This is a genomic window from Fictibacillus phosphorivorans (assembly GCF_007673525.1).
GTDB lineage: Bacteria > Bacillota > Bacilli > Bacillales > Fictibacillaceae > Fictibacillus > Fictibacillus phosphorivorans_C.
Genome location: NZ_VDZU01000004.1, coordinates 1 through 12575, shown reverse-complemented (window position 1 = coordinate 12575; position 12575 = coordinate 1). Strand labels below are relative to the sequence as shown.

10 protein-coding genes, 8 tRNA genes and 1 rRNA gene are annotated in these 12575 nt (G+C 41.1%); 2 read left to right on the top strand and 17 right to left on the bottom strand.

The genetic code is table 11. The features are described 5' to 3' along the window. Positions 1-47: 47 nt before the first annotated feature. A complete protein-coding gene (locus FS458_RS19450; protein ID WP_144704645.1) occupies positions 48-1757 on the bottom strand; it encodes an ABC transporter ATP-binding protein in 1710 nt (569 codons plus the stop codon). A gap of 129 nt (positions 1758-1886) precedes the next feature. Here FS458_RS19450 and FS458_RS20870 point away from each other — a divergent pair, with 129 nt between their 5' ends. After that, on the top strand, positions 1887-2033 hold the full coding sequence (locus FS458_RS20870) for a hypothetical protein (RefSeq protein WP_186320663.1): 147 nt from the start codon (positions 1887-1889) through the stop codon (positions 2031-2033). A gap of 252 nt (positions 2034-2285) precedes the next feature. Here the strand turns inward: FS458_RS20870 and glmS are convergent, their stop codons facing one another. From glmS to sigW, 6 genes are all read right to left on the bottom strand, one after another. Further along, positions 2286-4088 carry a glutamine--fructose-6-phosphate transaminase (isomerizing) gene (gene glmS / locus FS458_RS19445; protein ID WP_144704642.1) on the bottom strand — a complete coding sequence of 601 codons (1803 nt, stop codon included), beginning with the start codon at positions 4086-4088 and terminating at the stop codon, positions 2286-2288. Between the two features lie 479 nt (positions 4089-4567). Continuing rightward, positions 4568-5908: a phosphoglucosamine mutase gene (glmM, locus tag FS458_RS19440; RefSeq protein WP_144704639.1), complete on the bottom strand. Its 1341-nt coding sequence runs from the start codon at positions 5906-5908 to the stop codon at positions 4568-4570. Positions 5909-5926: 18 nt separating this feature from the next. Beyond that, positions 5927-7240 carry a CdaR family protein gene (locus tag FS458_RS19435; RefSeq protein ID WP_144704636.1) on the bottom strand — a complete coding sequence of 438 codons (1314 nt, stop codon included), beginning with the start codon at positions 7238-7240 and terminating at the stop codon, positions 5927-5929. Next, complete coding sequence (gene cdaA, locus FS458_RS19430; RefSeq protein ID WP_144704633.1) at positions 7224-8057, bottom strand: diadenylate cyclase CdaA; 834 nt, start codon at positions 8055-8057, stop codon at positions 7224-7226. Before cdaA ends, FS458_RS19435 begins: the two co-directional genes overlap by 17 nt. 197 nt (positions 8058-8254) lie before the next feature. Beyond that, a complete protein-coding gene (locus FS458_RS19425; protein ID WP_144704630.1) occupies positions 8255-8929 on the bottom strand; it encodes an anti-sigma factor family protein in 675 nt (224 codons plus the stop codon). Between the two features lie 5 nt (positions 8930-8934). Continuing rightward, on the bottom strand, positions 8935-9510 hold the full coding sequence (gene sigW / locus FS458_RS19420; protein WP_144704627.1) for an RNA polymerase sigma factor SigW: 576 nt from the start codon (positions 9508-9510) through the stop codon (positions 8935-8937). A gap of 200 nt (positions 9511-9710) precedes the next feature. On the opposite strand from sigW, the gene FS458_RS19415 reads away from it, so the two are divergent. Continuing rightward, on the top strand, positions 9711-9881 hold the full coding sequence (locus tag FS458_RS19415; protein ID WP_171005666.1) for an aspartyl-phosphate phosphatase Spo0E family protein: 171 nt from the start codon (positions 9711-9713) through the stop codon (positions 9879-9881). Positions 9882-9913: 32 nt separating this feature from the next. On the opposite strand, the gene rocF is transcribed toward FS458_RS19415, so the two are convergent. The 10 genes from rocF to rrf all read right to left on the bottom strand — a co-directional run bounded on the left by rocF (position 9914) and on the right by rrf (position 12399). After that, on the bottom strand, positions 9914-10813 hold the full coding sequence (gene rocF, locus FS458_RS19410; RefSeq protein WP_144704624.1) for an arginase: 900 nt from the start codon (positions 10811-10813) through the stop codon (positions 9914-9916). Positions 10814-11435: 622 nt separating this feature from the next. Further along, positions 11436-11511, bottom strand: a tRNA-Ala gene (locus tag FS458_RS19405). Between the two features lie 11 nt (positions 11512-11522). Continuing rightward, positions 11523-11596: transfer RNA gene (locus FS458_RS19400), tRNA-Gly, on the bottom strand. A 45-nt stretch (positions 11597-11641) separates the two neighbouring features. Beyond that, positions 11642-11726, bottom strand: a tRNA-Tyr gene (locus FS458_RS19395). Between the two features lie 70 nt (positions 11727-11796). Beyond that, a tRNA-Thr gene (locus tag FS458_RS19390) sits at positions 11797-11872 on the bottom strand. A gap of 12 nt (positions 11873-11884) precedes the next feature. Continuing rightward, positions 11885-11960: transfer RNA gene (locus FS458_RS19385), tRNA-Val, on the bottom strand. Between the two features lie 18 nt (positions 11961-11978). Next, positions 11979-12053: transfer RNA gene (locus FS458_RS19380), tRNA-Glu, on the bottom strand. Positions 12054-12077: 24 nt separating this feature from the next. After that, positions 12078-12153 (bottom strand) — tRNA-Thr (locus tag FS458_RS19375). A 9-nt stretch (positions 12154-12162) separates the two neighbouring features. Continuing rightward, a tRNA-Asn gene (locus tag FS458_RS19370) sits at positions 12163-12237 on the bottom strand. 46 nt (positions 12238-12283) lie between these two features. Then, positions 12284-12399, bottom strand: a 5S ribosomal RNA gene (gene rrf / locus FS458_RS19365). Between the last annotated feature and the right edge of the window lie 176 nt (positions 12400-12575).

Below are 12575 nucleotides of genomic sequence, written 5' to 3'. Positions count from 1 at the left end.
TTGCTCTTTCAACGGTGTCTATGAGATCATGAGCCACTTAAATCAACTCATCCAAACTGCGCTGCATGTAAACGGCTATAAATTCCTTTTGATGCTAACAAATCGTGATGATTGCCTTGTTCTGCTATTCCTTCATTCGTCACTACCATTATTCGATCCGCATTTTTTATCGTTGCAAGTCTATGTGCGATAACGAGTGTGGTTCGTCCTTCTGTTAATTCTTCTAATGCTTTTTGAATCGCAACTTCAGTTTCCGTATCTAATGCAGATGTAGCTTCGTCTAGGATCAAGATCGGCGGGTTTTTCAAGAACATACGAGCAATGGCTAGTCTTTGTTTTTGTCCTCCGGAAAGCTTTACCCCTCTTTCGCCAATCACTGCCTCAAGTCCGTCAGGTTGATCCTTAATAAAGTCATCTAATCGAGCTCTCTTCGCTGCATCCATAATTTCAGCATCTGTAGCATCTAAGTCACCGTATGCAATATTTTCTTTAATCGTGCCTGAAAAAAGAAAAACATCTTGCTGCACGATACCGATCTGTTTTCGTAATGATTCTAGCTTCATCTCTTGGATGTTGATACCATCAATTGTGATCGATCCACTTTGAACATCATAAAAACGAGGCAACAGACTGCATAGCGTTGTCTTTCCTGCTCCAGATGGTCCTACGAATGCGACTGTTTCACCAGAGCGAATGGATAGATCGATGTTATTTAAAACTGTTCGATGACCTTCATACCCAAAACTCACATCCTGATAGTGAATCGTACCTTTTAAATCGACTTCTATGGCATCTTCTGAATCTGCTATGTCTGGCTCTGTGTCCATGATTTCAACGAACCGCTTAAAACCAGCGATTCCTTTAGGATAGCTTTCAATCACAGCATTTATTTTTTGAATGGGTCCGATCAGAATGTTTGATAACAAAATAAATGCAACAAATTGTCCATACGTTAGTTCACCTGAAATGACAAAGTACGTTCCAAACAATAAGGTGAAAAGGGTAACTAACCTCATTAACACATAGTTTGACATAACGTTTTGAGCCATGATCTTATAGGATTGAAGCTTTGTAAGACGATAATTCTTATTGTTTTCTCTAAACTTTTCCTGCTCATATCTTTCGTTCGCAAATGCTTGAACAACACGTATCCCACCGATGCTGTCCTCTACTCTGGCATTGATCTCCGCTACATCCTGAAACATTTTTCTAAACGTGATCGTCATTTTTTTATTGAAATAGATAGCTAAAATAATTAAAAGCGGAATGACGATAAAAGACAAAACTGCGAGCTTCCAATTGATCGTTAACATGAGTCCAAACGATCCAATCAATGTCATAACGGCCACAAACACATCTTCTGGACCGTGGTGAGCAACTTCCCCGATCTCTTCTAAGTCTTTCGTAAGCCGAGAGATACTGTGACCTGTCTTATTGTTATCATAATAACCGAACGAGAGTTTCTGCATATGAGTGAACAGTTGCTGACGCATGTCTGTTTCAATATTGATTCCAAGTTTATGTCCCCAGTACGTGACAACAAAATGAAGAAACGTATTCAAAAGATAAACGAGCAACAAACCTAGACATGCCAAAGAGATAATCTCCCAGTTCCCATCAGGAAGAAGCTTATCGATCACTTGGTTCACAGCTAACGGAAAGGCCAATTCCAAAATTCCAACCAGAATGGCACAAGAAAAATCAAGTATGAACAACCATTTATAGGGTCTATAATAAGCAAAAAAGCGAGCTAACATGTATAGACCTCCTTTACTGTTTTAATTGAAATAGCACTAATTGAAATCCATTCTCAATTATACAGAATAAAGGATTTTCTTACAATTTAAAATGACTTAACCGTTGTTCTTTTTTAAGAGGTTATTCTTTTGTTATCTCTTATCGCTCTTACGCAAGTTGAATGTAGCCCAAGGTTGCTGCCTGCGACGAGATACAGCTTGCCTCATAAAAAGGGAGCGGCATGGAACGGAAACCAGCACTTACAAAATCAAAAGAAGTTAACGAAAACAGCCTAAAAAGTAATTGCTAAAATATCTTTTCACGTCATATGCAAGTTGATTGTAGCGTAAGGTTGCCGACTCCTATGGGACGAGCGGTCAGGTGGAGACTCCTAAAGGCGCAAAGCGGCAGGAGGCTCACCGTTCGCCCCATGGAAAGCGAGCAACCTGGAGCGGAAAGCAACCACTTTCAAGAATATCAATATTTACGAAAATACTTTTTAAAAGCATGCAAAAAACCTCCCGTATCGCTACAGGAGGTTTTTATGTCTATTCTACTGTTACTGACTTCGCTAGGTTACGCGGCTTATCTACGTCACAGTCGCGGTGAAGCGCTGCGTAGTAAGAGATCAGCTGCATTGGAAGTACAGATACTAACGGCGTCAAGTAAGGGTGGATCTTCGGAAGAACGACGCGGTCGCCTTCTTCTTGCAGACCATCCATAGAGATCACGCATGTGTAAGCTCCACGTGCCGCTACTTCTTTCACGTTACCACGGATGCTTAAGTTAACATGCTCTTGAGTTGCAAGAGCGATAACTGGTGTACCGTCTTCGATCAATGCGATCGTACCGTGCTTCAATTCTCCTCCAGCAAAACCTTCTGCTTGGATGTAAGAGATTTCTTTTAATTTTAGTGCAGCTTCTAAACATACGTAGAAGTCAGCAGCACGCCCGATGAAGAATGCGTTACGAGTTACAGCTAAGAACTCACGAGCGATCTTCTCCATCTCTTCTTTTTGATCACAAAGAACTTCCATCGCGTTTGCAACGATCGCAAGCTCTTGTAGCGGATTGAAGTCTAACTCGATGCCTTTTGCACGAGCAGAGTCAACTGCTAAGATCGCAAGTACGGCGATTTGAGCTGTGTATGCTTTCGTTGATGCTACTGCGATCTCAGGACCAGCATACAAGTTAAGCGTGTAGTTTGCTTCACGAGAAAGTGTAGATCCCGGAACGTTCGTAATTGTTAATGCTTTGTGTCCAAGTCTCTTCACTTCAACCAATACGGCACGGCTGTCTGCAGTCTCACCGGATTGTGAGATGAAAATGAACAACGGCTTTTGTGATAAAAGCGGCATGTTGTAAACAAACTCACTCGCGATGTGTGCTTCAACAGGAATATTAGCGATGTTTTCGATCAGCTGTTTCCCAACAAGACCTGCATGGTAGCTCGTTCCGCAAGCGATGATATATACGCGGTCCGCTTCTTTCATCGCGGCACGGATATCATCATCTAGCTTAAGATCACCATTTTCATTTTGGTATTGATTGATGATGTTACGCATTACGAAAGGCTGCTCATCGATTTCTTTTAACATGAAATGAGGGTACGTGCCTTTTTCGATGTCGCTTGCATCTAATTCAGCTGTGTATGGTGCACGTTCAACAACTGTACCGTCAAGAGTCTTGATCGTATAGCTGTCACGTGTCACGATTACGATTTCTTTATCCATTAATTCAACGTATTGGTCTGTTTGAGAAAGCATAGCCATTGCGTCACTCGCAATAACGTTAAAGCCTTCACCTTTACCTACCAATAACGGGCTCTTGTTCTTACCAACATAGATGGTTTCAGGGTTTTGGTTGTCGATTAGTCCGATCGCATAAGAACCTTTTAACTCAGACAACGTACGGCGGAATGCTTCTTCCACTTCCATGCCTTCGTTTACAAAGTATTCTACAAGCTGAACGATAACTTCTGTATCTGTTTCAGACAACAATTCAACACCTGAGATGTATTGTTTCTTCACCTGTTCATAGTTCTCGATTACACCGTTGTGCACAAGTGTAAAACGCTCTGTTGAACTTTGGTGTGGATGAGAGTTAACTCGGCTCGGAACTCCGTGTGTTGCCCAGCGTGTATGTCCGATTCCAACGGATGCTTCTACTCCAAGATCTACGTTTTCACGCAGATTTGCAATACGTCCTTTTTCCTTGAACACATGAACTCCGTCTTCATTAAGTACAGCGATACCAGCTGAGTCATATCCGCGGTATTCTAATTTTTCTAATCCGCGTAAAAGGATTTCCTTCGCATCATTATTCCCAATATATCCAACGATTCCACACATAAATAAACGTCCTCCTTAAAGCCATCACACTCTGCTGACGGCTTTCATAAGGGGGGCCGTGAGCGGGGCTCACAACCCCACCTATGTTCTCTATTTTTATTTTTTTCACTTGCTTTCGTCTTTGTACAGGAAGTCACCTTACCTGGTTTAAACAAAAGCTTACGGAAGTGATGTTCCGAGAGGCATCCGCCGAAATATCGATGAACCTCTTCCTCGTCAACTGCTTTTTTCCCGGTCAGCAGTTCAGGCGCTTTGGATGAATGATTAACTGTTAACTCCTTCCTTTTATTTGAAGTAAACAAAAATAATCATACACGGGTTTTTCAAAACCGTCAATTATTATTCTTTCCCGATTTTAGAAAAACTTGAAACATAATGTTCCATATTATAAAAATATGCATACACAGCTCTTCCGGTGAGCCGCATATGCATATGTTTCGTGCCCTTTTTTATTTTATGAGGGAGGGTTTCTTATTAATTTATACGAGCTCAGCCTTTACTACTTCTACGATTTTATCCGCATGCTCTTGGCAAAGTTCTTCTGTTGGAGCTTCAACCATTACACGCACGAGTGGCTCCGTTCCAGAAGGACGAACGAGAACTCGGCCGTTTCCTTCAAGCTCTGTTTCTACTTTGTCGATGGCAGCTTTGATCGCATCGTTGCCGTTTAATTTAGACTTATCCGCAACCTTCACATTGATAAGAAGCTGCGGGAATTTTGTCATCTCACCTGCAAGCTCTGATAATGGCTTTCCAGTTGCTTTTAAGATTGAAGCAAGCTGAATGCCAGATAGAAGTCCGTCTCCAGTCGTTGTGTAATCTAAGAAGATGATATGACCAGACTGTTCTCCACCTAGATTAAAGTCGTTCTTGCGCATCTCTTCCATTACGTAACGGTCACCTACTGCCGTTTGCGCCGATTTCATCTCGTTTGCTTCTACAGCTTTATAGAAGCCTAAGTTACTCATTACGGTTGAAACGACTGTATCTTGCTTCAAACGCCCTTGCTCTTTCAGGTGCTTCGCACAGATGAACATGATTTGGTCTCCATCGACAATGTTTCCTTTTTCATCGATCGCGATCAAACGGTCTCCATCTCCGTCAAATGCAAGTCCCATGTCGCAGCCTTTTTCCTTTACAAGTTCAGCAAGCTTTTCAGGATGTGTACTTCCTACACCTTCATTGATGTTTAAGCCGTTCGGACTTGTACCCATCGTTGAGATATCTGCTTCAAGATCAGCAAACAGATGCGGTGCATGTGACGATGTCGCTCCGTGCGCACAGTCTAAAGCGATATGAAGACCAGAAAAATCTCCAGGAATCGTTTGTTTCAGATAATGCATATACTTTTGTCCGCCTTCAAAATAATCGCTGACTGAACCTAAGTCGCCGCCTACAGGACGTGGAAGTTCATCCGTTTCATTATCTAAAAGGGCTTCAATCTCATTTTCTTGCTCATCTAACAGTTTAAAACCGTCTGCTCCAAAGAATTTGATGCCGTTATCCGCTACAGGGTTATGTGACGCTGAGATCATTACACCCGCTTGTGCGCCTAAAGCTTTTGTTAAGAAAGCAACTCCAGGAGTCGAGATTACGCCTAAACGCATTACTTCCGCACCGATGGATAGAAGTCCCGCTACAAGAGCACCCTCTAGCATCTGCCCCGAAATACGTGTGTCACGCCCGATTAAGATTTTAGGTCTTTCTGTATTTTTTGTAAGAACATATCCTCCAAAGCGCCCTAATTTAAATGCTAGTTCAGGCGTAAGTTCTGTATTTGCAACTCCTCTAACTCCGTCGGTACCAAAATATTTTCCCATTATTGCTCTCTCCTTCAACTATTGACTGCTAGTCTCTGTTTGAATTTCCACACTGGCTTCCTGAACTGTACCTGTCAGTTCAACATCCCCTGGATTTTTCCAATCTATCTTTACTTTATGTGTGCCTTGATCGAGTGAACTCACATCTACGATTCCTTGCAGATCAGACTTTTTAAGAGAGTTAAGCACACTCTTTTTTCCTCTTACCGTTACATCGACAACTCCATCTGCTGGATCTAAAAATGTTGCTTGTTTGTCAGCGTCACTTCCAAGCAGTGTTAATGGAACATCACTAAACGTTTTTGTCGACTCTTGATCGACTTCTGGTTCTGCTTCCGTTTCGGCATCTGCTTCTGTTTCCGTCTCAGTACCCGTTTCTTCAACGTTAACATCTACCGTTACTTCTTTTAGAGAAACGTCGTCGATCCCATCTGGTACAGGAACATCAACAGTAAGTGTCGTATCTTTTTTGATCTCACTTAAATCTATCGTTATCTCATTAAAAGAATCAATCTTTTCTAGAGAAGTTGTTGTACCCGTTAATGTGATCTCGCTCGGATTCGATGTGATCGATTGAAGAGAAAGTCCCTCATCTAATTTCCCTTTCGTTTCGATAGAGATCGGTACCGTTTTCTTTGGCTTCTTGATCGGCACGGTTACTTCAGCTACTCCTGGGTTGATCTGAACATCGATTAAATCTCCTTGTTGATTGTATGCACGCAGTGGAACTTTTGTTTGAATTCCTTCATCTGCATCCGTTACATCAACAAACCCTGTGATGAATGAGATCTGATCAATCATCCCTTCGGCACCTGTCACATCAACCGTTCTCGGTGAGAACTCAACTTCACCTACTGTATATCCTTCAGGCATTTTTCTTTTGTTCTTCAAATCCACGTTCACGTTCATTTCTTTTGTTACTTTTTTATGCAGAATAACATCTACGTAATCTGGATTTATCTTAGCCTTTACACCCTCAGGCAGACCTTGAACTTGAACTTTTACCCGTTTGTTTCCAGGTTTCATATTCGTGAGGTCAATATAGACTTCGAATTCTTTATCTACTTTTGTCGCTTTTGTAATCAAACGGCTGGATCCAGTTAATGTTAGGTCAACCGATGATGGCATATCGGTAAGTACATATTGATTGTCATCAAAATAAGGTTTGATCTGTACGTTCTCGATCGTCTCACTTTCGGTATACATTTTAGAGAATATTGAATTGTTCGCTGCTTCTTCCTGCGTCTCCATCGTTACAATCGTATACATCATGAGGGCTAGGAGGAAAGCAATAATTTTTACAAACCATGAACTACTAAGGAGTTTGTCCATTTTTCTTTCCCCTCCAATTCCAGCGAGTTGAGGAAGTGGACTTGTTGGCAATAATCAATTCTGCGTTTAACAAATTTCTTAAAGACTCTTCGTCCAGGTTACGATAGATCTCTCCGTTCTTCGTAAGTGAAATCGTACCTGTTTCCTCAGAAACGATAACCGTTATGGCATCTGTTACTTCACTGATCCCTAGTGCAGCTCTATGTCTTGTTCCAAGCTCCTTTGAGACAAACGGACTTTCCGTCAATGGTAAATAGCAACCAGCTGCATAGATCTGACTTTGCTTAATGATGACTGCCCCATCATGTAAAGGCGTGTTCGGCACAAAAATATTTGTCAACAATTCGGAAGATAGATGCGCTTTGATTGGTATGCCGGTTTCCACGTATTCACTCAATCCCGTTTCTCGTTCGATCGACATGATTGCTCCTATTCGTCGCTTAGACATATAGTTCGTCGACTTACAGATCGCGGCAATGGCTTTTTCCATCTCTTCTTCTTCAGGCAGTCCTGTACGAGAAAAGAACTTTCCACGTCCAAGCTGCTCTAGAGCTCGTCTTAACTCTGGCTGAAAAATAATGATGATGGCAAGAAGACCGTATGTAATCACTTTGTCCATCAGCCATGACATCGTTCTGAGATCAAACGAACTACTTAGAAACCAAACAACGATAATCACGGTTATCCCTTTTAGCAATTGAACAGCTTTCGTACCGCGAATCAGCATGATAAGCTTATAGATCACATAGGTTACTAACAAGATATCTATGATCTGAGTAATGTAATTAAATATATTAAAATCAGCGATTGGTAACATAAATTCCCTCCCAACCCAGTTTGTCTTCCAAGTTGAAGTATTTAGTGGTTCTTTAGATGATAGTGTTTCGAAAAGTAGTATTCCTTTAAAACTTAAAATAATTTTTTAACCTACTTATTATAGCATACCTCAATGTAAAGAAAACTTGGCATGACTTTCACATGTTTTACTCATGATGGTTGGATGATTTTTTTTATTTAGTAAATTTGAACAAGAAAAAAAGCCGTGTGAGAACGGCTTTCCTGATGAGTGTCATTCATTGCTTCATCATTCGTACTAACTAAAGATTTCAACTTATACCATACCCATTCGACCACTTGACCAATTTCCTGACTGTGGCCAGTTACTTCCCCAGCCGAAGCAAGATATTGATCGCCTTTTATGACCGTTACGTCACCTTCGACCTTGCCTTCTATTCGGACATCTGCATTCTCTACAACTAAATCGCCTTTAATTGTTTCCCCAGCTGGAACGACAACTACACGTTCATTCTTTTTGATCTGCAGATTTCCTTCGCCTTTTACAACGGCGAGGTCTTGTTGATTATAGCTCGTGAACACAGATGCTGCCATAAAGAACATAAAGATCGCTGCAGCCGTTAGAGCAGGATGGCTCTTCATCCAGCGCATCCACTTTACTTGTTGCTTCTCTTTAGGCAATTTAGCCATTACAGCCTCTGTAAAGCCCTCTGGTGCCTTAATATGGGATTGCAACTGCAATTCCTTCAGTGTAACCGTCAGCAGCTCAAACTCTTCTCTACACGTCTCACAATCTTTTAGATGATTGTGAAAGTTTTGTTCTTCTTCTTTTGTTGCATCACCATCAAGTACTTTATTCATTAATTCATCATATACGGAAGCTTCACAATGCATTATTATCACCTCGTTTTTACGACCATTTGAAATACTTTCTTCAACGCTTCCCGACCTCGATGTATACGAGTTTTTACGGTTGGAACAGGTATGTCCATAATCTTGCTGATCTCTTCTAACGAGAGATCTTCAACGTATTTTAAAAGAATAGCGGTCCTGTATTTTTCAGGAAGCTTCATGATTTCTGCCTGAAGTTCATTCCACTCTTCATTCTCTGTAACCACTTCTTCAGGTAAAGGTTCTTCACTAGAAAGCTGGCTATACATCGTAGCACCATCTGTTCCTGGTACTTCTGCATCTAGATAATAATCTGGCTTTTTCTTCCTTAACCTATCGATACAAAGATTTGTAGCGATACGAAAAATCCAGGTTGAAAATTTGTATTCACTGTTGTACTTACTTATATTACGGTAAGCTCTTAAAAAAGTTTCTTGTGCTAAATCTTCTGCTTCATGTCCATTGCCGACCATCCGGAAACAATGCCGGTATATTTTATCTTTAAACAGGTCCACAATGCCTTCAAACGCTTCTTGGTCCCCTTTTTTAACTTGGGTCACCATATTCGCTATTAAGGCGTCCATTATCTTATCACCACTCGGATTTTATTTACGTACCAGCATTTCATAAGTTTCAAATCTTTTCATATTTTTTTATTTTATCATGTTGCAGAATTTGACGAAATAAAAAGGTATTTTTTTCTAAATAATGCGTTTTAAATAAATCAGACCTGGGAATATTAATCATATAAAATATTATGCTGAGGCAGAAAGGGGTAGTTTGTATGCATAGAGATTTATTAATCGAACAGATCGAACACTCCAGACAGCAAATGAATGAACTCTCAAAACATCTTCCACTAATCGCACAAGAAGTAGTTGAACTCTCACAAGAGATCGATCACCTGCTTAACCAATATCAACGCATAAATGAAAAAGAACAGTTGCATCTATAAAGAGGCAACTGTTTTTATTTTGTCTTCGTCTATTATAGTAGTTTCTCTCCAAATAAAGAACCCATTAAAGCTACAGCAACCGTTGCTGTTTTGTTCTTTTCATCTAAAATAGGATTAACTTCTACAAATTCCGCTGAAGTGATAATTTCCGCTTCAGCAAGCATTTCCATCGCTAAGTGACTCTCTCTATAGCTGATTCCTCCAAGTACCGGAGTTCCAACACCAGGTGCATCATGTGGATCAAGACCATCTAGATCAAGACTTAAGTGAACACCATCTGTATGTGCTAAGTATTCAATCGTCTCTTCCATAACTTTCGCCATGCCCAGACGATCCACTTCATGCATCGTATAAACTTTAATCCCTTTTTCTTTAATCAGCTCACGTTCTCCTTCATCTAATGAACGTGCTCCAATAATCACAATATTTTCAGGTTTGACCTTTGGTGTGTAGTCGCTTATGTTAGTAAGCCTTTCATGACCAATACCAATACTTACAGCAAGAGGCATTCCATGAATGTTTCCGCTCGGAGATGTATCCGCAGTATTCAGGTCTCCATGCGCATCATACCAAATGACACCTAGATTCTCATAGTGCTTAGAAACCCCAGCCAATGTACCTATGGCGATACTATGGTCGCCGCCTAATACAAGTGGAAACTTCTTATTCGAGATTACAGTTGATACCGTTTGTGAAAGCTTTTCACTCGCTTCAATGACACCTCTTAAGTTTTTTAGATTACCTTCGTTTTCAATACTTTGTTTTTCTGGACGAGCAATATCTATATCACCAAAATCTTCTACACGATAATCCAGGTTCTCAAGGCGTTCAACAACACCTGCATATCGAATCGCACTCGGCCCCATATCCACACCGCGGCGCATTTGTCCTAAATCCATCGGTACACCGATTACTGTAATATCTTTCAACATTTCTTCTTCCTCCCTTATGAAAAACACAAAAAAACTTGAAAATCTATCTCTATTGTAGCTGTAAGGGATTTCATGGTTCAACTGGACAAAATGTTGCATAGATATACCAAAAAGAAAGCGCTTTCGGACATCTGTTACATATTTATAAGGTTTAGGTTAAAAAAGGATAAAAAGAAGATGGCTTCGAGCCATCTTCTTTCCGTTTTTCTTAATGAGCAGAATTCTGTTTAACTTGTCAGTACTGAAATGGGGATTCTTTAGAAGGTGCTGTTTCATGAGTTGAAAAATAGACCGCTAAAACAAATACCATTCGGGGTATTTGTGGAGCTAATTCTAGAAATATCAGCAATAATTCTAGATATTACGCAGATAATACGGCGATTTTCGGCTATAATTCGGCGAGTTTTGCTCCTATATCGGCGAGTCGTCATAGTTCGACAATACTTATGAGCCACATACCCTTCACCCTACTCCAAAACTGACTCAAGTATACGAAACGTGATCACACTATTTACTAGCAGCGAAAAGTTAAGATTACTATCAAACGTGAAATATATTTTAAAGTTTTTCCTAAACAATAAAAAAACTTCAGGCATCGCCTGAAGTGAAATGATTATGTATATGGTGGAGCTTAGCGGGATCGAACCGCTGACCTCCTGCGTGCAAGGCAGGCGCTCTCCCAGCTGAGCTAAAGCCCCGAAGAAATAAATGGAGCGGGTGATGAGAATCGAACTCACGACCAGAGCTTGGAAGGCTCTTGTTTTACCACTAAACTACACCCGCATATTCTATTAGTATCGTCTAACTTTTCAATCGTTAAACATAAGATGGTGGAGGGGGACGGATTCGAACCGCCGAACCCGGAGGGAGCGGATTTACAGTCCGCCGCGTTTAGCCACTTCGCTACCCCTCCACATAAAAAAAGAGAGTTACTCTTCAAGCACTTCTACGTGCTCTGTGTCTACTATCATAAAAAGTAAACATGGTGCCGGCTAGAGGACTTGAACCCCCAACCTACTGATTACAAGTCAGTTGCTCTACCAATTGAGCTAAACCGGCAAGCAAAAAAAATGGTGGAGGATGACGGGTTCGAACCGCCGACCCCCTGCTTGTAAGGCAGGTGCTCTCCCAGCTGAGCTAATCCTCCAAAAGTATTTATAAGAAATGGTGACCCGTACGGGATTCGAACCCGTGTTACCGCCGTGAAAGGGCGGTGTCTTAACCGCTTGACCAACGGGCCATAACTGTTTGTTTAAGTATGATATGGAGCTTCCAACCGGGCTCGAACCGGTGACCTCTTCCTTACCATGGAAGCACTCTACCTGCTGAGCTATGGAAGCAAGTAAAAATGGCTCCACAGGCAGGACTCGAACCTGCGACCGATCGGTTAACAGCCGATAGCTCTACCACTGAGCTACTGTGGAATAATGTAATGAAAATCCACAACTAAGTTGGAATTTTGAGATTATAGCCCAGCGACGTCCTACTCTAACAGGGGGAAACCCCCAACTACCATCGGCGCTGAAGAGCTTAACTTCCGTGTTCGGTATGGGAACGGGTGTGACCTCTTCGCCATCATCACTGGACCTAGTTACGTATGTAACACTCTCAAAATCATTTATCCTGTTGGGACAAGATAAATTTTATTATATTTTAAAGCATTTTGCAAGAGATTTTTTAATGATTTTCATCATTTTTTTATGTTCTCTCAAAACTAGATACGACGTTTCCAAACGTTATGCATTTTAAGGATAAGCCCTCG

What these genes read in the sequence shown, in the direction of transcription:
- glmS (WP_144704642.1), bottom strand. Translation starts at nt 4,088, where the DNA reads ATGTGTGGAATCGTTGGATATATTGGGAATAATGATGCGAAGGAAATC.
- sigW (WP_144704627.1), bottom strand. Translation starts at nt 9,510, where the DNA reads ATGGACGCCTTAATAGCGAATATGGTGACCCAAGTTAAAAAAGGGGAC.
- cdaA (WP_144704633.1), bottom strand. Translation starts at nt 8,057, where the DNA reads ATGTTACCAATCGCTGATTTTAATATATTTAATTACATTACTCAGATC.
- rocF (WP_144704624.1), bottom strand. Translation starts at nt 10,813, where the DNA reads ATGTTGAAAGATATTACAGTAATCGGTGTACCGATGGATTTAGGACAA.
- FS458_RS19415 (WP_171005666.1), top strand. Translation starts at nt 9,711, where the DNA reads ATGCATAGAGATTTATTAATCGAACAGATCGAACACTCCAGACAGCAA.
- FS458_RS19435 (WP_144704636.1), bottom strand. Translation starts at nt 7,240, where the DNA reads ATGGACAAACTCCTTAGTAGTTCATGGTTTGTAAAAATTATTGCTTTC.
- glmM (WP_144704639.1), bottom strand. Translation starts at nt 5,908, where the DNA reads ATGGGAAAATATTTTGGTACCGACGGAGTTAGAGGAGTTGCAAATACA.
- FS458_RS19425 (WP_144704630.1), bottom strand. Translation starts at nt 8,929, where the DNA reads ATGCATTGTGAAGCTTCCGTATATGATGAATTAATGAATAAAGTACTT.
- FS458_RS19450 (WP_144704645.1), bottom strand. Translation starts at nt 1,757, where the DNA reads ATGTTAGCTCGCTTTTTTGCTTATTATAGACCCTATAAATGGTTGTTC.